Source organism: uncultured Massilia sp., assembly GCF_913773735.1.
Classification (GTDB): domain Bacteria; phylum Pseudomonadota; class Gammaproteobacteria; order Burkholderiales; family Burkholderiaceae_D; genus Telluria.
Window position 1 is genome coordinate 45,581 of record NZ_CAJYEB010000012.1, and the last position, 24,189, is coordinate 69,769.

The 24,189-nt window shown below is 72.1% G+C and carries 18 protein-coding genes; 9 read left to right on the forward strand and 9 right to left on the reverse strand.

All coding sequences use genetic code 11. The features are described 5' to 3' along the window. Positions 1-49: 49 nt before the first annotated feature. Complete coding sequence (locus QZ749_RS05045; RefSeq protein WP_296943999.1) at positions 50-910, forward strand: hypothetical protein; 861 nt, start codon at positions 50-52, stop codon at positions 908-910. A 4-nt stretch (positions 911-914) separates the two neighbouring features. On the opposite strand, the gene QZ749_RS05050 is transcribed toward QZ749_RS05045, so the two are convergent. From QZ749_RS05050 to QZ749_RS05065, 4 genes are read right to left on the reverse strand one after another with little or no spacing between them, the layout of a single operon-like run. After that, positions 915-1,421 carry an alpha/beta fold hydrolase gene (locus tag QZ749_RS05050; protein ID WP_296944002.1) on the reverse strand — a complete coding sequence of 169 codons (507 nt, stop codon included), beginning with the start codon at positions 1,419-1,421 and terminating at the stop codon, positions 915-917. Between the two features lie 28 nt (positions 1,422-1,449). Further along, positions 1,450-2,685, reverse strand: a complete 1,236-nt coding sequence (locus QZ749_RS05055) for a hypothetical protein (protein WP_296944005.1) — start codon at positions 2,683-2,685, stop codon at positions 1,450-1,452. Beyond that, entirely contained in the window at positions 2,682-3,539 is an 858-nt protein-coding gene (locus QZ749_RS05060; protein WP_296944008.1) for a Sir2 family NAD-dependent protein deacetylase, read from the reverse strand. Before QZ749_RS05060 ends, QZ749_RS05055 begins: the two co-directional genes overlap by 4 nt. Next, positions 3,536-3,919, reverse strand: a complete 384-nt coding sequence (locus QZ749_RS05065) for a DNA translocase FtsK (protein ID WP_296944011.1) — start codon at positions 3,917-3,919, stop codon at positions 3,536-3,538. Before QZ749_RS05065 ends, QZ749_RS05060 begins: the two co-directional genes overlap by 4 nt. Before the next feature lie 238 nt (positions 3,920-4,157). Between QZ749_RS05065 and QZ749_RS05070 the strand changes: the two genes are divergently transcribed. Beyond that, positions 4,158-5,156 carry a YafY family protein gene (locus QZ749_RS05070; RefSeq protein ID WP_296944013.1) on the forward strand — a complete coding sequence of 333 codons (999 nt, stop codon included), beginning with the start codon at positions 4,158-4,160 and terminating at the stop codon, positions 5,154-5,156. Between the two features lie 55 nt (positions 5,157-5,211). On the opposite strand, the gene QZ749_RS05075 is transcribed toward QZ749_RS05070, so the two are convergent. Beyond that, entirely contained in the window at positions 5,212-6,852 is a 1,641-nt protein-coding gene (locus QZ749_RS05075; RefSeq protein WP_296944016.1) for a nuclease-related domain-containing DEAD/DEAH box helicase, read from the reverse strand. A gap of 160 nt (positions 6,853-7,012) precedes the next feature. Here QZ749_RS05075 and QZ749_RS05080 point away from each other — a divergent pair, with 160 nt between their 5' ends. Continuing rightward, complete coding sequence (locus QZ749_RS05080) at positions 7,013-9,625, forward strand: sulfite reductase flavoprotein subunit alpha (RefSeq protein WP_296944020.1); 2,613 nt, start codon at positions 7,013-7,015, stop codon at positions 9,623-9,625. Between the two features lie 13 nt (positions 9,626-9,638). Here the strand turns inward: QZ749_RS05080 and QZ749_RS05085 are convergent, their stop codons facing one another. Next, positions 9,639-9,854: a hypothetical protein gene (locus tag QZ749_RS05085; RefSeq protein ID WP_296944022.1), complete on the reverse strand. Its 216-nt coding sequence runs from the start codon at positions 9,852-9,854 to the stop codon at positions 9,639-9,641. A 197-nt stretch (positions 9,855-10,051) separates the two neighbouring features. Between QZ749_RS05085 and QZ749_RS05090 the strand changes: the two genes are divergently transcribed. After that, positions 10,052-12,535 carry an EAL domain-containing protein gene (locus QZ749_RS05090; RefSeq protein WP_296944025.1) on the forward strand — a complete coding sequence of 828 codons (2,484 nt, stop codon included), beginning with the start codon at positions 10,052-10,054 and terminating at the stop codon, positions 12,533-12,535. Between the two features lie 103 nt (positions 12,536-12,638). Next, complete coding sequence (locus QZ749_RS05095) at positions 12,639-13,379, forward strand: SDR family NAD(P)-dependent oxidoreductase (protein ID WP_296944028.1); 741 nt, start codon at positions 12,639-12,641, stop codon at positions 13,377-13,379. Positions 13,380-13,388: 9 nt separating this feature from the next. On the opposite strand, the gene QZ749_RS05100 is transcribed toward QZ749_RS05095, so the two are convergent. After that, on the reverse strand, positions 13,389-14,354 hold the full coding sequence (locus QZ749_RS05100; protein ID WP_296944031.1) for a LacI family DNA-binding transcriptional regulator: 966 nt from the start codon (positions 14,352-14,354) through the stop codon (positions 13,389-13,391). Between the two features lie 111 nt (positions 14,355-14,465). Next, a complete protein-coding gene (locus QZ749_RS05105; protein ID WP_296944033.1) occupies positions 14,466-15,440 on the reverse strand; it encodes an AEC family transporter in 975 nt (324 codons plus the stop codon). Between the two features lie 100 nt (positions 15,441-15,540). On the opposite strand from QZ749_RS05105, the gene QZ749_RS05110 reads away from it, so the two are divergent. Together QZ749_RS05110 and QZ749_RS05115 are read left to right on the forward strand one after the other, a co-directional pair. Continuing rightward, positions 15,541-16,419, forward strand: a complete 879-nt coding sequence (locus tag QZ749_RS05110) for a LysR family transcriptional regulator (protein WP_296944035.1) — start codon at positions 15,541-15,543, stop codon at positions 16,417-16,419. A gap of 220 nt (positions 16,420-16,639) precedes the next feature. Next, the gene (locus QZ749_RS05115; RefSeq protein WP_296944038.1) at positions 16,640-17,647 is read left to right on the forward strand and encodes a S41 family peptidase; all 1,008 of its coding nucleotides are present in this window, start codon (positions 16,640-16,642) and stop codon (positions 17,645-17,647) included. 564 nt (positions 17,648-18,211) lie between these two features. Here the strand turns inward: QZ749_RS05115 and QZ749_RS05120 are convergent. After that, a complete protein-coding gene (locus QZ749_RS05120; protein ID WP_296944039.1) occupies positions 18,212-20,158 on the reverse strand; it encodes a PAS domain S-box protein in 1,947 nt (648 codons plus the stop codon). A 232-nt stretch (positions 20,159-20,390) separates the two neighbouring features. On the opposite strand from QZ749_RS05120, the gene QZ749_RS05125 reads away from it, so the two are divergent. Together QZ749_RS05125 and QZ749_RS05130 are read left to right on the forward strand one after the other, a co-directional pair. Next, the gene (locus QZ749_RS05125; protein ID WP_296944041.1) at positions 20,391-23,258 is read left to right on the forward strand and encodes a TonB-dependent receptor; all 2,868 of its coding nucleotides are present in this window, start codon (positions 20,391-20,393) and stop codon (positions 23,256-23,258) included. 9 nt (positions 23,259-23,267) lie between these two features. Continuing rightward, on the forward strand, positions 23,268-24,185 hold the full coding sequence (locus QZ749_RS05130; protein ID WP_296944043.1) for a DMT family transporter: 918 nt from the start codon (positions 23,268-23,270) through the stop codon (positions 24,183-24,185). Positions 24,186-24,189 lie beyond the last annotated feature (4 nt).

Sequence of the window (24,189 nt, forward strand, 5' to 3'; positions counted from 1 at the left end):
CAGTTTTCTTGATTCTTGTAAAGTAATGCAAACTTACCAAGGAGGTCATTTGCAAGATCAAGGCGATCGCCCGGTCCGCGCTGGCCGGCCCAGTCTGCTCTCGTCCGGAGAACAAGCCGGGGGAGAGCGCCAGCGCATCCTCAGCGCACTGGACGGCGGCGCCACGCCGGCGACGGCGGCCGCGCCCGTCCGCGGCAGGGACGCCGCGCGGCCCAAGGGGCGCGGCTGGGCGTGGGGCGCCGGCGCGGCGGGCGCGCTGGCGCTGGCCGCGGGCGCCGTCCTGTTCATGACGGCGGACGACGACGGGCGTGGCGCGGCGCCGGTGCAGGCCCGCGCGGGCGCCCCCGTCCTTGCCTCGGCCTCCGTACCTGCACCTGTACCTGCCCCCGCGCCTGCCGCCGCCCTTGCGGCCGCGGCCGCGAGCGCGCCTTCCGCATCCTCCGCGCCTCCCGCCACTCCCGTCCAGATGGCGGCGGCGGCGCCGGCCGTCCTGCACGACCTGCCCGAGGCGCAGCCGGCCAATCCCCTGGCCGACCTGGCGCCCGCGGCGCCCCGGCCCAAGGCGGTGCCGAAGGACCAGCTGACGCGCGCGCTCGAAAAGCCGTCCAAGGACCGGGCGGCGCGCGAACGCAAGGCCGAGCACGCGAAAGCGGCGGAGAAAACGGCGCAGAAGGCGGCGAAAGGGAAGGCGGGCAAGGTGGCCGAGCCGGACAGCGACGTCGTGCTGCTGGCCGCCCTGATGACGCACATGCAGCCGGTCAACCGCAAGGCGACGCCGGCCGAGCAGTTGAAGGTCTGCCGCCAGTACAACGCGGCCGGCGAGGCGCAGTGCCGGGCGCGCGTGTGCGAGGCGGCCGGCCCGAAGGAGCCGGCCTGCCGCGGCGCCGGGGCGGCGGCGCCCGGTTCCTGAGCCGTCAGGACGCGCAGCGCGCCAGGAAGGCGTCGAACAGGTCGCGCAGCAGGGGAATGCGGGTGTTCAGGCGATGGTCGCCCTGGACCAGGTGCAGCGTGCACCCACGCAGGCGCGCGAAGCGGATCGCGTGCTCGCAGGGGATGACGTCGTCGTCCCAGCCGTGCACGATTTCCGTGTGCGCGGCCGGCACCTGCGGCGCCTCGCTCGGATAGCCCGGCATGTACAGCGCCGGCGCCAGCAGGAAGACGCCGCGCGCGGCGGTGCGTGCGGCCGCCTCGGCCGCGACCCAGCCGCCCATGCTCGATCCGGCCAGCACCAGCGGCGCCCCGACGTTCGCGCAGGCCCGCAGCAGTTGCGCCAGGCGCGCCGCCGGGTCGGTCGTGTGCGCATAGTCGAGCGCCGCGGTGTCCCAGCCGCGCGCGCGCGCCACTTCGGCCAGCGCCGCGATCTTCGCGCCCGCCGGGCCGCTTTCCTTGCCGTGCATGAAGTGCACCAGTCCCCGTGTCATCGATCGTCTCCCATGGTTGCCCGTGCCGCTACGTTGCGGATGCGTCATCATAGCCGGCGCCGAAGGCCTGGCGCGCCAGCGCGGCGACGACGGCCATGCAGCCGGCGCCGAGGTCGCGCCGGCGCGCCAGGGCGTCCACCACGCGCCGGCCGTCGCGCGCCGCGCGCAGGAGCGCGGCGGCTTCCTGTCCCGCCGGGCGCGCGCCATGGCGCAGCAGCTGGGCGACGATGGCGGCGCGCCAGCCGGTGAAGTCGGTCTCGGCGCCATACAGGTCCCAGGGCTGCGTCTGCAGCGCGGCGCGCCATGCCGCCAGGGCGCCGTCGACGGGATCGGCGCCGGCCGCCAGCGCCATGTCGAGCATGGTCTCGTCCAGCGAGGCCGCCGCCGCCGCGAGCACGCTGCCGTCGGCCGTGCGCGCGTCGGCGCCGTGCGCATGCAACCAGTCGAACGCGTCCCAGGCCAGGTGCCGCGCCGCCTGCGCCAGCGCGCGGGCGCCGCCGGCGCGCAGGTCGGCGCCCCGTTCCAGCAGGAAGCCGAGGATGGCCGTGTTGCCGGCCGCCGCGGCCGCGTCTAGCGCCGCCGCCAGCATGGCGCCGCGGCGCGCGCCCGCGTCCAGCAGCAACGCCAGCACCTGCAGGTAGTCGGCGTCGCCGCGGCCGGGCGCGCAGTCCTCGTGCCGGCGCGCCCCGCCGGCCGCGGCGCCGACGGCGCGCCAGTCGTCGGCGCACGGGTCGGCGCCGTGGCGCAGCGCCAGCCGGACCGCGTCCGCATGGCCATGGCGGCAGGCCATTTCCAGGAACGCCTGCCAGAACCGGCGCCGCCAGGCGGGCAGGTCGTCGCCGTCGTGCACCAGGGTCTCGCGCAGGCCGGCCAGGCGGCCGGCGGCGAATGCCGCCAGCCAGCCGTCGCTGCCGGCCGCGCCGGGCGCCAGCGCCAGCGGCGGGCCGGTGGGCGCGACCGCGTCGGCCACCGCATCGGGCCAGGGGTGGGCGTCGTCCAGGGCCTGCGCGCCGAGCGCGCCCAGGGCGAGACGCAGGTCGACGTCGAAGGCGCTGCCGAGGGCCAGCACGGCGGCCAGCCTGAGGGGCGCCGGCAGCGCGCAGCGGCCCAGGAAGGACAGCATGGCGTCGCGGTAGCCCGGCTCGGGCTGGTGCGGCGCCATCTGGTGCCGTTCGAGCAGCGGCTGCCAGCGCGCGCGGATGGCGTCCAGGTCCGGGCAGTCCTCCAGCGCCAGGAACCAGTCGATGTCGGGTCCGCGCGTCATCGGGATGCGTCCGGATGCAGCAGCGCGTCGATCGCCGCCAGTACCGGCAGCGCCTGGCCCGCGATGCCGACGCCCGGCAGGCCGCCCGGGTCGGCGTCGCGCGGATTGATGCGCACCAGCGCGCCGCCGTGCTGCTGCACGACCCGCCGGGCGAAGCGGCGCACGGCGGGAACGGCGGTGCCGGCGCCGATCTCGACGACCACGGGCCGGCGTACCGTTTCCAGCCAGCGCTGGCGGCGCAGGGCCTGCGCGGCGCTGCGGCCGTCGAGCCAGGCCGTGTCGTCGAACATCAGGATGCCGGGACGGGCCAGTCCGCCGCAGTGCGGGCAGGCGGGCAGGGGGCCGAGCCAGCGGCAGGCCGCGGCGTCGACGGCCGGCGCCAGCGCGGCGGCGCTCCAGCGCATGTCCGAACAGGGCAGCATGCACTGCAGGTGGTGGATCGAGCCGTGGCATTCCTCGATGCGCAGCGGATCGAAGCCGGCGCGCTGGAAGTGCCCGTCGACGTTGCTGGTGTGGACGAACGCGCCGTGCGCCAGCGCCTGGCCCCAGCGCCACAGCATGCCGAAGCCGGCGTGCGGCGCGGTCGCGCGGTACAGCGCCAGCCGGTGGCCATAGAAGCCCCAGGCGCGGCGCGGGTCCGCGTGGAACGCGGCGGGCGAAGCGATGTCGGCGAAGGCGGTGCCGCCGGCCGCCAGCGCGGGATAGGCCTGCCAGAAGCCGGCGTCGCCGCGAAAATCGGGCAGGCCGGAATCGACGCCCATGCCGGCGCCCGCGGCGACCACCAGCGCGTCGGCGCCGGCGACCAGCGCGGCGGCGCGCTCGATGGCGGCACGATCGATGGGCAGCCCGCTCATGCGCGCGCCTTCGGCAGGATGCTGGCGTACGGTGCGCCGCCGGCATCGAGGGCGATGGCCCAGACGCCGCGCCGCGCCAGGGCGTCCATGAGCGCGCAGGTGCGGCGGTAGCCGATGCGGAACCGGCGCTGCAGGCGCGAGATCGGATAGAGCAGGACGTCCTGCCCTTGGTCGCGCATCCCGGCGACCCACTCGGCGGCCGGGTGCAGCAGCGGGTCGTCGGCGCCGGCGCCGCGCTCGGGTTCGGCCGGATCCGCCGGCGGCCACGCCGGGCGGATGGTGCCGGCGCGCGCCCGGCGGCCGGCGAGCGGCGCGGCGAGGGCGACGACGTGGGCGGCGGCGAGGATGGCGAGCAGTTTCCTGCGCAAGATCGAATGCATGGGGTCTCCTGTCGAGAATGCCCGCCGGTCGGACCGTGCCGACGGAGCGGGACCATGCTAGCGGCGGCTGCGACAGCCGCTGTCGCGCTTCCGGATACGCTGGCCGGCATGGCGAGCACGATGTGTTAGCATTTCCTTATAGAAACAGATACGACCTGTCACCCGCATGAAAGACCCGCGATTTTATGGCGCTACCTGCCGCACACCGGCGACACGACGACCGTCCGGAGCATGACCGATGACGACCAACCAGAAATCCCTGCTGCGCCAGTGGCAGATGCTGCGCATGGTACCGCGCGCGCCGGCCAGCATCTCGGCGACGGAACTGCACGACAAGCTGGCGGCCGACTTCCCGGTGGCCAAGCGCACCGTCGAGCGCGACCTGAAGGAACTGTCGGCAGTGTTCCCGATCGTCGCCGACGAGGACTGCAAGCCGTTCCGCTGGAGCTGGATGCAGCATGCCGGCTTCAACCTGCCCGGCCTGACGGTGCCGGAGGCGCTGACGCTGGCCATGGTCGAGCAGCACCTGCGCCACCACCTGCCGCCCGGCGCCGTCGACGCGCTGCGCCCGCACTTCGCCTCGGCCGCGCGCACGCTCGGACCGGCCGGCGACGCGGGGTCGCGCACGTGGCTGGACAAGGTGCGCAGCGTGCCGCCGCAGCAGCCGCTGCTGCCGCCGCGCCTGGACGAGGCATGCCAGCGCACCGTCTACCTCGCCCTGGCCCATGACCGCCAGCTGCGCCTGCACTACCGCAAGCGCGACGCCGCCGCGCCGACCGTGTACGAGCACGTGCATCCGCTGGCGGTCGTCCAGCGCGGCGGCCTGGTCTACCTGGTCTGCATGTTCTCCGACTTCGAAGACGTGCGCACGATCGCGCTGCATCGCGTGGTGCAGGCGGAGGCGCTGTACGAGCCGGCGCGCAGGAAGGCCGGCTTCGACATCGACGCCTACATCGCGTCCGGCCAGTTCGGCGTGATCGCCGGTGCGCCGATCCTGCTGCGCGCGCGTTTTTCGCGCACGGCCGGCGAACACCTGTACGAAACGCCGCTCAGCGCCGACCAGGTGCTGTCCGCGGGACCCGACGGCGACCTGCGCCTGGCCGCCACGGTCCCGAACACGCGCGCGCTGGTGTGGTGGCTGCTCGGCTTCGGCGACGGCGTGGTGATCGAGGAGCCGGCCGCGCTGCGCGACGAAGTGGCGGGCATCGTGCGCAGGATGGCGGCGGCGTACGCTTGACGCCGCACGCCGCACGCCGCACGCCGGGGTGGCCGGACGACCGGGATGCGGCGAGTCAGTGCGCCGCGGCGCGCGCGAACGCTTGCGCCAGCCCCTGCTCGGCAGCTTCCGACAGCACCAGCTCGACCGCCATGCGCGCCCGCGTGAGCGCGACGAACAGGTTGCGGCGCGCCGTCTCGTCCAGTTCGGGGAAGTCGAATTCGGCGACCACGACGGCCGGCGCACTCTGTCCCTTGTAGCGGTACACCGATTCCACCAGCAGCTGGCCGTCGCTCCAGCGCGGTTCGCCGTCGCGGTCGTATTCGCCGGTGAAGCGGCGCGTCGGGTGCGGTCCGAGCGTCGCGCGGTGCAGCAGCAGCGAGCGCCCGCGCCCGCGGCAGCACACCACCGCGATGTCCTCGACGGCGAAGCCGCGCGCGAGCAGGTCGGCCACGGCCGCCTCAAGGGCGGCCAGCAGACCGGCGTCGTCGCGGTAGGTGCGCACGCCCGGCACGTCGCCGGCGTAGGGATTGTGGGCGCGGATCGGCGGCTGCACCAGGCCCAGCGCGTTGATCGTGTCGCACACGCGCTGCGGGCTGCGGAAATTGTCGCTGCAGCGGATGGCGACCGCGCCCGGCAGGTCGAACGGCGCCTGCCGGTACAGGCGCTGGGCGTCGTCCTCGAGCAGGTACAGGCGGCCGTCGGGCTGCAGGCGGCTGCACAGGCTCTGCACCCAGTCGGCGTCGAAGTCCTGGCCCTCGTCGACGACCAGCAGGTCGAGCGATGCGGCGAATCCGGCGCTGGCCGCGACGTAGGCCGCTTCCATGCGCCGGAAGCCGTCCGGCGAGAATGCCGGCTCGGCGCCGCTGCGCAGGCAGTGCTCGACGCACAGCGCGTGGTAGTTCACGACCTCGGCGCGGGCCGGCGCCAGCCGCCGCACGTGGTCGGCCAGCGCGCGGTTGTAGCACACGTAGCCGGCCTTCAGGCCGGCGGCCGCGGCGTCTTCCAGCAGGCGCAGCGCCAGCTGGGTCTTGCCGGAACCCGCGGTGCCCTGGATCCGGAAGATGCCGGACGGCGCCTCGATGCGCGGCACCCAGGTCGCCAGGCCGTCCGCCAGCCGGCGCACGGCGCCGTCGACGTGGCCGCGCATCGCATCCAGGTCGGGCGTGACCTCGAACTGGTTCAGCAGCAGGCGCCGCAGCGCCGCGCGGTCGACCTGCGCCGGCGCGGCCTGCACCAGCCAGTCGCGCACGATCGCCGCCATCTGGCCGTAGCGCGCGGCATCGATGATGCGCTCGCGCGGGATCGACGCCACCGCGGCGTCGCCGAGCGCGTAGTCCGGCAGGACCAGGCAGCTCGCCAGCGCCGGCCGGATGCGCGCTTCCTGCAGGCGGCGCTGCATGGCGACGCGCTGCATCTCGACCTGGTGCGCCACGTCGCATTCGCGCTCGCCGTACAGCTTGACCACCTGGCCGGCGCGCAGCACCACGTCGCCGGCCTTCACTTCCATCAGCAGCAGGGCCCCGTTCGGCGCCAGCACGGCGATGTCGATCTCGCCGTAGCGGTCGCGTCCGCCCTGCAGCGTGTGCAGCGCGATGTTGTGGAAGATCTCGAAACCCGCCGGCAGGCCGTCGCGCAGGCGTTCGAGCACGTCGCGTTCACGGTAGTGGCCGGCGCGCATGCGCAAGGGGACGAGGGCGGGGGAGATGGCGGCCATGGCGTGGAAGCGTGAATGGGGTTTCTTATTATCAACAGTTTGGGTCGTTCCGCACAAGGGCGGACGGCGGCGGGCGGCATGGGTGTGGCTTCTTGTTGAAAATGATTCTCATTAGCGATATGATGCCCAGTTGCATCCACCCCCACGAGGTCCGCTTCCCATGCATCGCGCCGCTCCACCGTCCGCTTCCCCGCGCCGCCTGCGCCTGCCGTCGCTGCGCCAGGCCTGGTTCCAGCTGCACTGGCTGGTCGGGATCACGGCCGGCACGCTGCTGCTCGCGATCGGCCTGACGGGGGCCATCCTGGCCTTCCGCGACGAAGTGCTCGACCTGTTCAACCCGGGCGTGCGCAGCGTGGCCGTGCGCCAGGCGCCGGCGCTGGCGCCGGATGCGCTGCTGCAGGCGGTCCAGCGCGCCCATCCGCACGAGCGCATCACCAACCTGATGGTGTACGCGGAGCCGGGACGGTCGGCCCGCGTGATCTTCGCGCCGGCGCCGGGCCAGCGGCGCGGCGAGGCGATCCACGTCGACCCGTACGACGGCGCGCTGCTGCCGCCCCTGGCGGGCGAGGCGGCGTTCGAGTGGGTCGAGTCGCTGCACCGCTGGCTGCTGCTGCCGCGCGAACCCGGCCGCGCCGTGCTGGGGACGCTGGCGCTGTGCCTGATCGGCCTCGCGCTGAGCGGCCTGTACCTGCGCTGGCCGCGCCGCCCGGGCGACTGGCGCGCCTGGTTCACCGTCAATCCGCGCCTGAAGGGACGTTCCTTCCTGTGGAGCCTGCACGCCGTGGCCGGCACGATCGCGCTGCCGTGCTACCTGGTGTTCGCCGGCACCGGCGCCTACTGGGCGTTCGACGTCGTGCGCGACACGCTGGACGGCTGGGCCGACGTGCGCCGCGCCCCGCGCGCGGCGCCGAACGCCGCCAAGGGCAAGGCGCCGGCGCGCCAGCAACTGCCGCTGGTGGGGCCGGCCTGGCACACCTTCACGACGCAGGCGCCGGACTGGGCGATGTCCAGCCTGCGCATTCCCGACAAGGCCGGCCAGCCGCTGCAATTCAGCTGGCTGTCCAGGGAGGCGCCGCACGAGCGCGCGCGCGGCACCATGTCGGTCGGCGCCGACGGCGCGCTGCTGAAGGACGCGCCCTACGCCAGCCTGGGCGCCGGCCGGCGCGCGCTGGCCGCCATCTACCCGCTGCACATGGGCACCTTCTGGGGCCTGCCCGGCCGCATCGTCATGATGCTGGCGAGCCTGGCGCTGCCCGGCTTCGCGATCACCGGCTGGATGCTGTACCTGAGCCGGCGCCGCCAGGCGCGCGCCGTGGAGCGCGAGCGCGCCGCGCTGGCCGCCCTGGCCGCGGCGCCGGCCGCGCCCGGCGCGGGCACGGCGCCGACGCTGCTGGCCTTCGCCACCCAGAGCGGCCAGGCGGAACGCATCGCGCTGCACACGGCGGCGGCGCTGCGCCGCGCCGGCATGGACGTGCACGTGCAACCGCTGGCCGCGCTGGCGCTGCGCGACCTGGGCCGCTACCGCAAGGCGCTGTTCGTGGCCAGCAGCTTCGGCGAGGGCGAGCCGCCCGATTCGGCGCGGCGCTTCAGCCGCGAGCTGGAAACGGCCGACGCGGCGTCCGGCACGGCCTTGCCCGACCTGCGCTATGCCGTGCTGGGCCTGGGCGACCGCAATTACGCGCAGTTCTGCGGCTTCGGCCATGCGCTCGACCGGCGCCTGCACGCGCTCGGCGCGCGGCCGCTATTCCCGATCATCGAGGTCGACCAGGGCGATGCCGCCGCGCTGGGCCGCTGGGCCGACGCGCTGGACGTGGGTGATGCGGCCGCCGGCGACGGGGCCGGCTGGCAGGCCGACGCCGCGCCGTTCGCCGACTGGACGCTGGCCGCGCGCGCCGTGCTCAATGCCGGCAGCCTGGGTGCGCCGCTGTGCGAGATCACGCTGGCGCCCGGTCCGGATGCGCGCTGGCGCGCCGGCGACCTGGTGGAGGTGGCGCCGCGCCATGCGCCCGACGCCGTCGCCGCCTGGCTGGCCGCGAGCGCGCTGCACGGCAATGCGCTGGTCGTGCGCGGCGACGCGCGCGCCACGCTGGCCGAGGTGCTGGCCACGAGCGACCTGCCGAACGCGGCGCACGGCTTCGCCTCGGAACAGGAATGCGCCGATGCGCTCAAGCCGGCCGCGCCGCGGCGCTATTCGATCGCCAGCATCGGCGCCGATGGCGCGGTGCAGCTGCTGGTGCGCCAGGCGCGCCACGAACAGGGGCTGGGACTGGCCTCGGGATGGCTGACCGCGCATGCGAGCGTGGGCATGGCGATTCGTGCACGAATCGTGTCGAATCCATCGTTCCATGGCCCCATTGATGACGTACCGTGCATTTATATCGGCAACGGATCCGGCATGGCGGGGCTGCGCGCGCACCTGCGCGAGCGCGTCGCCGCGGGACGCGGCCGCAACTGGCTGCTGTTCGGCGAGCGCCAGCGCGCGTTCGACAGCCTGTGCGCGCGCGAGATCGCGCAGTGGCGCGCCGACGGCGTGCTGGCGGAACTTGACCTCGTGTTTTCGCGCGACGGCGACGGCGCGGGGTACGTGCAGGACCGCCTGCGCGCACGCGCCGACGTGTTGCGCGCATGGATCGGGCAGGGCGCCGTCATCCACGTGTGCGGCAGCCTGCGCGGCATGGCCGGCGGCGTGGACGACGCGCTGGCGGACGTGCTCGGGGCTGCGGCGCGCGACCGCCTGATGCAGGAAGGGCGCTACCGCCGCGACGTCTATTGACGGCGGCGTCCCTTCAGTGCTCCAGCGGGCGCAGCAGGCCGGCCAGGCCGACCGGCGGAGAGGGCGCCGCCTGCGCGGCGGCGACGTCGGTCGGATCCGCGCCGGCGGTGTAGACCGCGAACATACCGAGGCCGGCGAGCGCTGCCGCCAGCAATCCCTTGACGATGACCATTTCCGCCTCCGTGCCGTTGTCCGGACGACGCCGCCCATGGTCCAGTGTAGGCGCCATGGCAGCATTGTCAACCGGAGGCGATGGCGCGGCGCACCATGGCGCACGCGCGATTGCTCCCTCCGATTGCTCCATCCGATCGCGTCGATAGAGAAACATTATTTCCCCTGTGTAACAAATTTCGTTACAATCGCAGCGAACCGCATCCTGCCGCCTTCCCGCCGCCCTTCCGCCCCGGACCTGCCGTCGCCGCCGCCATGACACCGAATGCCGAGAACTCCGACCTGATGTATCGCCTGCTGGTGCAGGGCGTCGTCGACTACGCGATCTACATGCTGACGCCGGACGGCATCGTCGCGAGCTGGAACGCCGGCGCCGAACGCGCCAAGGGCTATGCGGCCGACGAGATCGTGGGGCGGCACTATTCGACGTTCTACGCGCCGCAGGACGTCGCGGCCGGCATCCCCGACGTCAACCTCGAGACCGCGCGCCGCAGCGGACGCTTCGAGGACCATGGCTGGCGCCTGCGCAAGGACGGCAGCGCGTTCTGGGCCCACGTCGTGATCGATGCGATCCGCAAGGAGGACGGCACGCTGCTGGGCTTCGCCAAGATCACGCGCGACTGCAGTGCCGAGCGCGCGGCCGAGCAGGCGCGGCGCGAGCAGGAGCAGCGCTTCCGCCACCTGGTGCAGGGCGTGACCGACTACGCGATCTACATGCTCGACACCGACGGCCACGTGGTGAACTGGAACGCCGGCGCGCAGCGCGCCAAGGGCTACACGGCGGACGAGATCGTCGGGCGGCACTTCTCCGTGTTCTACCGCGACGAGGAGCGCGCCGCCGGGATGCCGCAGGCGGCGCTGGAGACGGCGCGGCGCGAACACCGTTTCGAGGCCGAGGGCTGGCGCGTGCGCAAGGACGGCAGCACGTTCTGGACCAGCGTCGTGATCGACGCGGTGCACGACGACGACGGACGCCTGATCGGCTTCGCCAAGATCACGCGCGACATCACCGAGCGCCGCCAGCAGGAACTCAGGCTGCTCGATGCCAAGGAACTGGCCGAGAAGTACGGCCAGCAGGCCGCGGCGCTGTCGCGCTTCCTCGACTCCGTGATCGCCAACATTCCCGCCGGCGTGCTGGCGCTGGACGGCGCGCAGCGCATCCTGCTGGCGAACCAGCACGCGCAGCGCCTGTTCGGCGGCGGCCGCGCCATCGCGCCCGGCGCGCCGCTGTCCTGCCTCGGCGCGGCGGCGGCGGCCTACGTCGGGCGCCAGGTGGCGGGCGTGGGACCCGGCTCCGAGATGCGCCTCGACGAGAGCGAGGTCGAGACGGCGCTGGGCACGCGCACGCTGCGCTGCCGCGCCGTGTACGGCAGCCGGCCGGACGGCGAGGGCGACTACACGCTCGTGATCGCGGAGGACGTGACGGAGGAACTGGCCGCCTACGCCCGCATCCACCACATGGCGCAGCACGACGGCCTCACCGACTTGCCCAACCGGGCCTTCTTCCACGATCGCCTGGAAGCGGCGATCGCGGCGGACCAGGCGCAGCGCGCGATCACGGCGATCCTGTGCCTGGACCTGGACAACTTCAAGAACATCAACGACGCGCTGGGCCATGCCTACGGCGACAAGCTGCTGCTGGCGCTGGCCAAGCGGCTGAAGAAATACCTGCGCGAACAGGACACGCTGGCGCGCCTGGGCGGCGACGAGTTCGCCGTCGTGCTGCCCGGCCTGAAGCGCCTGGACGAAGCCCGGGCGGCGGCCCAGCGCCTGATCGACGCGGTCGGCCAGGCCTTCCAGATCGACGACCACAGCTTCAGCGTCGGCCTGTCGGTCGGCATCGCCTCGACCAATTCCGGCGCCACCGCCGAGCACCTGCTGCGCTTCGGCGACATGGCGCTGTACGAGGCCAAGCGCAACGGCCGCAACCGCTACGAAGTGTTCCGCCCGGAGCTGGAGGAAGCCTCGCGCATCCGCCGCCAGATGGAGACGGACATGCGCCGCGCGCTGCACCTGGGCCAGATCGAGATGGTGTACCAGCCGATCATCGAGAAGGATTGCCGCATCGCCGGCTACGAGGCGCTGATGCGCTGGAACCATCCGGAGCGCGGCCAGATCGTGCCGCTCGACTTCATCCCGCTGGCCGAGGAAACGGGCCTGATCAACGACCTCGGCGCGCGCGCCCTGAACCTGGCCTGCCAGGAAGCGGCCGGCTGGACAAACGGCGAGACCGTCGCCGTCAACCTGTCGCCGGTCCAGTTCAAGAACCGCGAGCTGGTGGCGACCGTCGCGCTGGCGCTGGCCGACTCCGGCCTGGCGCCGCACCGGCTGGAGCTGGAGATTACCGAATCGGTGCTGCTCGACGACAGCGACGCCAATATCCGCACGCTGCGCGCGCTCAAGGCGCTGGGCGTGGCGATCTCGCTGGACGATTTCGGCACCGGCTATTCCTCGCTGAGCTACCTGCGCTCCTTCCCCTTCGACAAGATCAAGATCGACAAGTCCTTCGTGCAGGACATCGGTTCCAGCCGCGAGGCACTGGCGATCATCCGCGCCATCACCGGCCTGTCGAACAGCCTCCTGATCCATACGACGGCCGAGGGCGTGGAAACCCCCGAACAGTTCCTGCGCCTGCAGGAAGAGGGCTGCTCGCACTTCCAGGGCTACCTGTTCGGGCGGCCGGAGTCGTCGCACCGGCGGCTGCAGGAAGTCGGCGACATTCCGGGCCTGCGCGACTGAGGCTGCGGCTGCGGCTGCGGCCGACCCCGGCCGCGCCGTCCGTGCTCCGCGCCTGGCCGCGTCCCGCTACACTGGCGGCGAGGACACGGGACAGGGAGGAACCATGCAACTCGAAGGACGCGTCGCCATCGTCACCGGCGCCGCCGGCGGCATCGGCCTGGCCACGGCGCGCGCGCTGCTGCGCGAAGGCGCGCGCGTGATGCTGGCCGGGCGCCACCAGGACACGCTCGATCGCGCCCGCACCGAGCTGGAACGGGACGCGCCGGCGCAGCACATCGCCACCGGCACCTGCGACGTGGCGCACGAAGACCAGGTGCAGGACCTGGTGCGCGCCACGCTGCGCCAGTTCGGGCGCTGGGACGTCGCCGTCAACAACGCCGGCGTCATGCATTTCAAGCCGATCGCGGAACAGGTGGCGGACGACTGGCGCGCCACGCTCGACGTCGACCTGATCGGCGCCTTCCACCTGATCAAGCACGCCTTCCTGCTGATGGAAGGCGGGGGCGCCGTCGTCAACGTCTCCAGCGTGCACGCCTGTGCCACCGAGCAGCTGGTCGCGCCGTATGCCGCCGCCAAGGCGGCGCTGCTGTCGCTGACGCGCTCGGCGGCGATCGAGGGCAAGCCGAAAAGGATCCGCGTGAACGCCGTGGTGCCGGGCGCCATCGATACGCCGATGTTGTGGGACAACCCGAACGTGAAGTCCGGCGCCGAGACCATCGACCCGGCGGACGTGGGCGCGCCCGGCGACGTGGCCGCGGCCATCGTGTTCCTGGCGAGTCCGCAGGCTGCCTTCGTCAACGGCAGTGCGCTGCTGGTCGACGGCGGGCGGCTGGCCCACCTGTAGGCCGCCTCGTCAAGGCTGGCGCGCGGCGGTCGAGGCGCGCAGCACGAGTTGCGGCGCCATGCCGTCGGGCCGCGGCGGCGCCTCGCCGCGCACCCGCGCCAGCAGCAGCCGCATCGCGCCGGCGCCGACCCGTTCGCCGTGCGGGTCGACCGTGGTCAGCCCCGGCGTGGCGACGTCGCCGCAGGCCAGGTTGCCGAAGCCGGCGACGGACAGCTCGCGCGGAATGGCCAGGCCGAGCCTGGACGCCTCCTTCATGAACCCCAGCGCCAGCAGGTCGTCGCAGCAGAGCAGGGCGTCCGGCCGCCGCTCGCCCAGCACGATGCCGGCGCACAGGCGCGTGCCCTCGGCCAGCGTGGGCGCGTCGGCGTCGACGACGTCCGGCGCCAGGCCGGCCGCGGCCAGGCAATCGCGCACGTCGGCCAGGCGCCGGGCATTGCCGGCCGCCGCCGGGCAGCCCAGCCAGGCGAAGCGGCGGTGGCCCAGCATCAGCAGGTGGCGCGCCAGCATGCAGGCGCCGGCATGGTCGTCCCCGCCCGCGTCGCCGGCATGCACCAGCGGCTTGCCGAAGCCGGTCGTCCAGCCCCTGTCCTCGTCGCGGGCGGACGCGGCCACGAGCACGCCGTCCACGCGCGTGCCCAGGTCCTGCGGTGTGCACGGTCCCTGCGCCGCGCCGGTATCGACCAGCAGGACGGCGAAGCCCTGCTCGGCGGCGACGCGGGCGGCGCCTTTCAGGACGGGGGCGACGTGCGGATCGGCGGGGTCGGGCAGCGCGATGCCGACGGTGGCGGTGCGCCCGGTGACCATCGAACGCGCGAGCTGGTTGGACCGGTAGCCCAGGCTGGCGATCGCGGCCGCGATCGCGGCTTCGACGGCGGGCGAGAAGCGCTGCACGCCGTTGATGAACTTCGACACGGTGGCGGTCGAGACGCGGGCGGCGGCGGCGACGTCGTGGAGGGTCGGGGCGGTGTTTTTCATCCTGGCGGCGGGAAGGTTCGGATGGGGCCTGCCGCCGCATCCTACCATGGCGCGTCGATCCGCCGGCGGCCCGGTCGCGTCGTCGCGCGGGCATCCGGCGCGCAAGTGTGCCTACGCCGGCACGATCCCCATCATCGCCGCCGCCGCCACCAGCGTGACCACCGACGCCACCGTCGTCGCCAGGATCACCTGCGCGACCAGTGCCCCGTCGCGCCGGTAGTATTCGGCCAGCATGAACGGCCCGGTGCCGGTCGGCAGGGCCGCCAGCAGGACGGCCATGTGGCGCGACGCGGCGGGCAGGGCGAACACCCAGGTGGCCAGCGCCCAGGTCAGCAGCGGCTGCACGGCCAGCTTGGCCGCCACCAGCGCGGCCAGCGTGGCGCGCCCGCCGGGCGCCGGCGCCGCCGTTGGCGTTGCCGTGCGCGCCAGCGTCTGGTTGGCCAGGAACAGCCCCAGCCCGACCAGCGCGCAAGGGCTGGCCGCGCCGCCGAGCAGCTTCAGGAAGGTCTCGACGCTGGCCGGCACGACCGCGCCGGCGCCGGCGAACGCCGCGCCGGCGAGCGGCGCCAGCACCAGCGGATTGCGCAGCACGGCGCCGGCGACCCGCGCGGCCAGCCGGGCGGGATGGCGCTCGGCCTGCAGCCCCGCCTCGATCAGCGCGATGGCCGCCGCGAAGAACACGCAGGCGACGATGATGGTCGCGATCGTCGTCGGCGTCAGGCTGTCCTTGCCGAACAACAGCAGCAACAACGGAAAGCCGACGTAGCCGGTGTTCGGGTAGGACGCGGCGACGGCGTCGATGCTGGCGTCGGCCAGCGGCTTGCGCGCCAGCAGGCGCCAGCCCAGCACGGCGCCGAACAGCAGGCCCTTGGCCAGCATGAAGGTGCCGACGAAGCCCGGCTGCCAGATCGCGCGCCAGCCGGTATGCGCCATGATGTCGAACAGCAGGGCGGGCAGGGCGAGCCAGACGACCAGGCGGTTGACGTCGCCGGCGGCGCCCGGCCCCATGACGCCGCGCAGCCGCGCCAGGTAGCCGGCCAGGATCAGGCCGAAGATCGGAAGCAGGATGAGCAGGGTCGGGATCATGGTGCGCATTCGTGAAGGTGCACGACTGTAGCGCCGCGGCCGATGCATTTCCAATGCTGATTTGCGCTACCATCGATACCGTCCAGGTATCGGTACTTTCATGCTCGACATCAAACCGCTCAGGTACTTCCTAGCGCTCGCCGAGACGCGCAATTTCCACCGCGCCGCCGAGCGGCTGCACATGTCGCAGCCGCCGCTGAGCCGCCGCATCGCCGCCCTCGAGCGCGAGGTCGGCACGCCGCTGTTCGCGCGCGGCGGCCGCCAGGTGACGCTGACGCCGGCCGGCGCGGCGTTCCATGCCGAGGCCGTCGCCATCCTGGCGGCGCTGCAGCGCGCCCAGGCGCTGGCGCGCGCGACGGCCGCCGGCAGCAGCGGCCGGCTGCGCATCGGGTTCACGATGTGCGCCGCCCATTCGGTGGTGCCGGGCTGGGTGCGCGCGATGCGCGCGGCCTGGCCGCAGGTCGCGCTGGAACTGCGCGAGATCGTCTCGGACGAGCTGCCGGACAGGCTGGCGGCGGGCGAGATCGACCTGGCGGTGATGTTCGACCAGCGCGCGCGCGCCGGCCTGGCGCGCCGGCTGGTGCTGTCCGAGCCGATGTGCGTGGCGCTGCCGCGCAGCCACCCGCGCGCCCGCGCGCGCCGGCTGCGCATCACCGACCTGCGCGACGACCTGTTCGCGATGACCGCGCAGGATGCCGGCAGCCGCCTGCATGCCGAGGTGCTGGACTTCTGCCGGCGCCACGGCTTCGAGCCGAAGGTCAGCTTCGAGGTGCGGCTGCAGCAGACCATGCTCGGCCTCGTGAACGACGCCCACTGCGTGGCGCTGGTGCCGGACTCGATGCGGCGCGTGGCCATGCAGGACATCGTGTTCAAGCGCCTGGACGACGCGCCGGCGGTCGACCTCTACCTGGCCTGGAGCGAGGGCAATCGCAATCCCTGCCTGCCGGGGTTCTTTTCCGCCTGCGCGATTCCCGCCTGACGTTCGCGCGCCGATGGCTCGAACCCCGCACCGACTGGTCGTCGGCGATGCACGGGTCGGCGCATTTCACTGGAGCGCCGTCCGGCCATTGCCTAGAATCGCCGCATTCGATCGTCGGTCCAACCTGGAGGAGCGTATGGCAGGCAAGAAGCAGTTTGTCGCAGGGGTCGTATTGGGCGCCCTGTTGTCGTGTTCCGCCTTCGCGGCGGCGGACACCGCGTTGAGCGCATCCGACCGCGCCGCGGTCGTGCAAAAACTGTCGGCGGAACTGAAGGCGAACTACATCGAGCCCGCCGTGGCCGAGCGGGCCGGCGCCGCGATCGCCAAAAAGCGGGCCGAAGGCGGCTACGCGTCCGCCGCCGGCGCGCAGGCGTTCAGCGAGGCGCTCGCGACGGACCTGCGCGCAGTCAGCGGCGACCTGCACTTCGGCGCCAGGGTCGACGAAGGCTTCGACGCGCCCGGCGCCGCCCCCGTGGACAGGCGCACCCGGATGGCCGAGATGCGCGACCGGTCGGCGCGCCAGGGCTACGGCATCGAGAAGATCGAGCGCCTGCCCGGCAACGTCGGCTATATCGAGCTGCGCGGCTTCGGCGCCACGGAATTCGTCGGCCCGGCGTACACGGCGGCGCTGTCGCTCATGGAGGGGACGGATGCGCTGATCCTCGACCTGCGCCGCAACGGCGGCGGGAGCCCGGGGAGCGTGGCCTACCTGATGAGTCATTTCTTCCCGCTCGGCGACCAGCGTCACCTGATCGACATCTACCACCGCGCGAGCGGTACGACGCAGCAGATCTGGACCGTGCCGACGGTCGCGCAGCGCTACGACAAGCCGGTGTACGTGCTGACCTCGGCCCGCACGTTTTCCGGCGGCGAGGACTGCGCGTACGACTTCCAGGCGCACAAGCGCGGGACGCTGGTCGGCGAGACGACCGGCGGCGGCTCCAATCCGGTGGGCTGGTTCGGCGTGGGCCACGGCATCGTCGTCGCGATCCCGGTCTCGCGCACGACCAATGCCGTCACCGGGACCAACTGGGAGCACGTGGGCGTGAAGCCGGACGTGGCCGTGCCGGCGGCGCAGGCGCTGCAGACCGCCTACGCCGCCATCCTGCGCACGCAGGTGGCGGCCGCCAGGGACGATGCCGAGCGCGCGAAACTGCAGCGCCTGCTCGCGATGGTGGAGAAAGGCGAGCGCGAGCCGCCGATCTATACGCTGCGGGGCGAGCGCTGAGCGGGGCCGCGCGCAGGCAGGATGCTCCCGTCTCGCGCGCGGCGCCGGTCCCGGCTGTTCCGCAAGGCTATGTGCGATCCCGCGCGGACGTACTGCCAGCGCCGTTCCGCCTGCGCCCCAGACGCCGCCACGCCGAGGCGCAGGTCGAGACCACGAGCATCCAGAACAAGACCGCAAGACCGAGCCGTGGCCACAGGATGTCGTCCAGCCCCATCGCTATCGACAGGGGGGCTCTGGCCACCGAGCCGACCGGCGATGTGGCTTGGCTATCTGCAAGGAATGGAAGCGGAAACCCATCAGCGCGTACCGGGCAAGCCATCGGCGTCCCCAGATCGCCGCAGACCGCTTGGACGTGTCCCGGCACGATCAGCGACGAATAGGAGATAGCGACCCCGCTGATGAAGGACAATGCCATGGACTTCATGCGTAAAGCGGTCCTGCTCATCGGCATCCCTGCCATCGTCTGGCCCCCTTGTCCTTCGCGTCGATGCGCCTGCGGCCGAACCCGGCCGTGCAAATACCGGGCGGGCTTGCCGGACGCGCGACCGTGCCGATACGTCCGTGTCAGCCCGCCCCCGCACACCGCACCTGTCCCCGGCCCGCCTGCTTGGCCTCGTACATGCAGCGGTCCGCCATGTGGATCAGTGCCGCCGCATCGGTCGTGGCATCCGGCGCGTGCAGGGCGATGCCGATGCTCGCGCCCACCCGCGCGACGGCGGGCGCCGCGCCGCCGGCCAGGTCCACCGGCTGCGCCACGGCGGCAACCAGCTTTTCCGCCACCGCCGTCGCGCCGCCCGGCGCGTCCGGCCCCAGGTTTTCCAGGATCACCGTGAATTCGTCGCCGGCCAGGCGGAACACGCTGTCGGTCTCGCGCACCGCCAGCGTCAGGCGTTCCGCCACCTCCGCGAGCAGCCGGTCGCCGGCCTCGTGGCCCCAGGTGTCGTTGACGGCCTTGAAGCCGTCCAGGTCGATGAACAGCAGGGCCAGCGCGTGGCCGGTGCGCTGGCCGCGCTTTTGCGCTAGCGGCAGCTGCTCGAGCAGCGCGCGGCGGTTGCCCAGGCCGGTCAGCAGGTCGTGGCGCGCCTCGAAGTCGCGCCGCGCCTCGGTTTCCTTGCGTTCGCTGATGTCGTTCAGGAAGGCGCTGAACAGGCGCCGGCCGTTCACTTCCAGCGCTGCGATCCGCACCTCGAGCATGAGCGTGGACCCGTCCTTGCGCCGGCCCGGCAGCTCCAGGCGCGTGTCGAACAGCGCCGAGCGGCCGGTGACGAGGTAGCGGGCCATGCCCGCCCGGTGGGCCGCGGCGTGTTCCGGCGGGATGATCAGGTCGTCGAGCTGCCGGCCCATCGCCTCGGCGGCGCTCCAGCCGAACGTGCGCTCGGCTTCCCGGTTCCAGGCCATGACGGCGCCGCGCTCGTCCAGGCAGATATAGGCGTCGTTGGCGTTCTCGATCACGCTGCGCAGTTCCGCCTCGCGCTCGCGCAGCGTGTTCTCGGCCCGGCGCTGCTGCAGCACGGACGCCGTCAGCATCGAATTGGTGTTCTGCAGCTCGTGCGTGCGGGCACGCACGCGCTCCTCCAGCTGCGCGTTCAGGTCGAGGATCGCCTGCTCGGCCGTCTTCTGCGCCTGGATGTCCTTGACCATCGCGACGTAGTAGGCGATGGCGCCGTCGGCGCCGGTCTTGCACGAGACGTTCAGGTCGACCCAGACCGCCGTGCCGTCCTTGCGCACGTAACGCTTCTCCAGCTGGTAGCGCTCGATCTCGCGGCGCCGCAGGCGCTGCAGCAGCAGCAGGTCGGCGTCCAGGTCCTCCGGCCAGGTGATGTCCTGGAAGGTCAGGTCCAGCAGCTCGGCCTCGGTGTAGCCCACCATGGCGCACAGGGCGGGATTGACGCCGGCGAAGGCGCCGTCGGGCGCCACCAGCGCGATGCCGATGCTGGCCAGCGCGAAGATCGAGCGCAGCCGGTCCTCGCTGGCCCGTTCGCGCGCGCCGCTCTCGACCAGCCGAGCGCGCGCGCGCACCAGCCCCTCGCGCGCGCGCACTTCCTCGATGACGATGTCGGCCAGGTCGCGCAGCACCTGCAGGTCGGACGGCGCCAGCGTGCGCGGGCGCGAATCGATGGCGCACAGCGTGCCGATCGCCTCGCCGTGGACCCCGCGCACCGGCACCCCGGCGTAGAAGCGCACGTGCGGCTCCCCCGTGACGAGCGGATTGTCGTGGAAGCGCGGGTCGGCCAGCGCATCCTCGACCACCAGCGGCTGCTCGCCCAGGATCGTGTGGGCGCAGAACGCATCCGCGCGCGACGTCCCCGATGCCGCCAGTCCGACGCGCGACTTGAACCACTGGCGGTCGGCGTCGACCAGCGAAAACAGGGCGATCGGCACCCCGAGCAGGCGCGCGGCCAGGCGGGTGACGCGGTCGAATACGGGCTCGGGCGCGGTGTCCAGCAGGTCCAGCGATTCCAGCAGGGCACGGCGTGCGGCTTCGTCGGGTGGAAAAGGGGCGCTTTGCATGCCCGCAGGATACACCGATCGGCGTGCCGGCGGCGCGCCGGCGCACTCGGCCACCATGTCCCGCTGAACACAATCGGGCACCAGCCTTGCTTGCGAAAGGCGTCGAAAATCCAGGTTCGATCAATTAAACAACAAAACATCGTTGAATCGAAAGTTTTCGAAAGTTTCTTGTATTTTTCAGATCCTTTTATTACTATTTCGTAACAATGAAAATCACGACAGGAGATTTGCCATGGGTAGCAGATTCGAGACGGGACTTCGGCGCAGCCTGATCGCGGCGGCGGTGGAGATGGCGCTGTGCGGCACGGCGCTGGCGCAGGCCCCGTCGCCCCAGCAGCAAGATCAGCAGCAAGATCAGCAGCAAGGTCAGCAGGACGCGCCGGCAGCCGCCCCGGCCGCTTCCGCCACCGCCACCGCCACCGCCGCGGCGCCAGCGCAGCCGCCGCAGCAGGCCGTCGTCGTCGTGACCGGCGCGCGCGCCGCGCTGGCCAAGTCGCTCGACCTGAAGCGCAACGCCGACGTGATCCAGGACTCGATCTCGGCGACGGAACTGGGCCGCTTCCCGGACGACAACGTCGCCGATTCGCTGACCCACATCTCCGGCATCTCGGTGTCGCGCACGCGCGGCGGCGAGGGCCAGTACATCAATGTGCGGGGCCTGGGCTCGGGCTACAACATCGTCACCCTGAACAAGCGCATCCTGGCGACCGACGGCGACGGCCGCGACTTCGCCTTCGACGTGCTGCCCTCCGAAGTGATCAGCGGCGCGGACGTGATGAAGTCGGCCGAGGCGGCCCAGATGGAAGGCAGCATCGGTGGCGCCGTGAACCTGCGCTCGGCGCGGCCGATGGACAATCCCGGCCAGCACGGCTCGATCCGCTTCGAGGGCGAACGCAACGACCTGTCGAAGAAGAACGGCGGCAAGCTGTCCGGCGTGTACTCCAAGACGTTCAACGACAACACGATGGGCGTGATCGTCGGCGCCGTGCTCTCCAGGCGCAAGGTACGCACCGATTCGCTCGGCTACCAGACCTACAACGCCGACTCGCCGGGCAGCTTCGACGTCAACGGCGACGGCGCCATCGGCGCCGACGAGAGCAACCTGCTGGCGCCGTGCTGCATCTCCTTCGGTTCGATCTTCGAGGAGAAGAAGCGCACCGCGCTGTCCGGCGCCTTCGAATGGAAGGTCAGCCCGCAGTTCAGGATGACCGTCGACGCGCTGGCCACGCGCCTCGATTCGCCCCAGGTGGGCTACCAGCAGTCCTACTACGTCGAGCATGCCCCGGAGCGCTGGTCCGACGTCGTGGTGAAGGACCACCTGATCACCAGCATGACGGTGCACGACCTGGTCCCGGAAATGTCCAACGTCACCACCGACCGCGTGGTCGACACCATGCAGTTCGGCTGGCGCGGCGAATGGAAGCCGAGCAGGAGCCTGAAGCTGACGGGCGACGTGTACCGCTCGACGTCCAAGCGCGACTCCGGCGGCAAGGACACCTTCGTCGTCGCCGGCATCGCCGGCCACAATACGGGCTACTACCGCGCCAACGGCGGCGGCTTCCCGGACATCCGCGTCCAGCTCGAGGACGGGCGCGACCTGGCGACCGAGCTGGCCGCCGGGCGCCTGGGCAACAAGGACTACGGCATCCACTTCACCGGCCTGACCGGCACCGACATCAAGGACACCATCGACGGCGCCTCGCTGGAGGGACGCCTGGCGCTGGACGGCAAGTGGCACATCGACGGCTTCCAGTTCGGCGCCAGCGCCACCGACCGCAAGAAGGACCGCAACTCGATCGGCAACGAGAAGAGCGGCGGCGCCTGCCAGTACTGCGACATGTACACGACCACCTTCGCTTCGCTGGGCGCCGACGTGGTGCGGCCGATGTCGCTGCCGAACTACATGCGCAACGCCGGCGGCAGCTTCCCGGGCAGCTTCATCGCCTTCGACGTGCCGGCCTACCTGGCCGCGCTGAAGAGGCTGGACGGCAAGCCGGTCCTGGACGCCGAGGGCAACCCGACCGGCCAGACCTTCGACGTCAGCAAGACCAATCCGGTGTTCGTGCCCACCGATTCCTACTCGGTGCGCGAGAAGACCGCCACGCTGTACGGCCAGTTCGAGCTGTCGGGCGAGAACTGGAACGGCAACGTCGGCGCGCGCCTGGTGCGCACCAGGACCAACTCGAAGAGCGCGATCGACCGCATCGTGTCGATCTATGACCCGACCCCGAACGTCCCCACCAGCAGCCCGGACATCACCTACAGCGAGGCCGAACCGGTGTCGGAAGACGGCAAGTACACCAAGTTCCTGCCGTCGGCCAACCTGAGCTGGTGGGCGCGCGAGGACGTCGTGGTGCGCGGCGCGGTGGCCAAGGTGATGGCGCGGCCGTCGCTGGACAAGCTGGCCCCGACCCGCACCGACAACACGCTCGACCGCACCTATTTGCTGAGCATCGTCGGCGACCCCAAGTTGAAACCCACCGAGGCGGTGCAGCAGGACCTGTCGGTCGAGTGGTACTACCGGCCGAAGTCGGCCATCACCGCCGCGGTGTTCGCCAAGCAGATCAAGAACTTCGTGACCTACCAGCTCGACGAGCACGTGGACATCGGCGTGCCGGGCTACCTGTACAGCGTCTCGCATCCGGTCAACGGCGACAAGGCGCGCGTGCGCGGCATCGAGGTCGGCATCCAGCACCTGTTCGACAACGGCTTCGGCATCAACGCCAAGTTCGCCAAGACGCTGACCAAGGCATACCAGAACGGCCGGTACGTCGGCCAGCTCGAAGGCGTGGCGCCGACCGCGTCCTCGCTGGGCTTCCTGTACGAAAAGAACGGCATCAACGCCTCGATTTCGTTCGACTACACCGGCGTGTACACGCAGAGCAGCAACGTGATCGCCGGCTACCCGAACAAGGTCGACTCGCTGACCTGGGTGACGGCGTCGGCCTCGTGGGACGTGACGAAGGCCATCACCCTGTTCGTCGAGGGCAAGAACCTGAGCGACGCCGTGATGCGCTCGAACCTGGGCCGCAGCGACGCGCTGTACGGCTTCGAGACCTGGGGCCGCACCTACGCGGCCGGCATGAGCATGAAGTTCTGAGGACGCGCGATGGAAACGACAACGATGGGATCGAAGGCCGCCGCCCGCCCGGCGGGATGGCTGGGCTACGCGCTCGCCACCACGCTGCTGTGGGGCGTGTGGGGCGCGTTCGCCGGCCTGCCCACCCGGTACGGCTTTCCCGAGACGCTGGTCTACGTGGTGTGGGCGCTGACCATGGTGCCGCCGGCGCTGTTCGTGCTGGCCAGGAGCGGCTGGCGCGTGCGCCGCGACGGGCGCTCGGTTGCCTACGGCCTGGCGATCGGGCTGCTGGGCGCGGGCGGGCAGATGATCCTGTTCTACGCGGTGCAGGCCGGCCCCACCTACCTGATCTTCCCGCTGATCTCGCTCTCGCCGGTGATCACGATCGTGCTGTCCTTCCTGTTCCTGCGCGAGCGCACCGGCCCGCTCGGCACGGCCGGCATCGTGCTGGCGATCTGCGCGCTGCCGCTGTTCGACTATACGCCGGGACAGGCGGCGCAATCCTACGGCCTGTGGTTCGTGCTGGCGCTGGGCGTGCTGGTGGCCTGGGGCCTGCAGGCCTACTTCATCAAGCTGGCCAACGCCAGCATGGATGCGGAAAGCATCTTCTTCTACATGACCGCCAGCGCGCTGCTGTTCATCCCGGTGGCACTGGCCATGACCGATTTCTCGCAGCCGATCCACTACGGGCCGTCCGGGCCGCTGCTGGCCGCCGTCACCCAGGTGCTCAATGCGATCGGCGCCCTGACGCTGGTGCATGCCTTCCGCCACGGCAAGGCGCTGGTGGTGTCGCCGCTGGTGAACGCCGGCGCGCCGCTGCTGACGACCGTGATCGCGATGGCGCTGGCGGCCACCATGCCGGGCGGGTACAAGCTGGCCGGGATCGGCCTGTCGCTGGCGGCGGCGCTGCTGCTGGCGCTGCAGCCCGACGACGGCGCCACGAACTGATTTC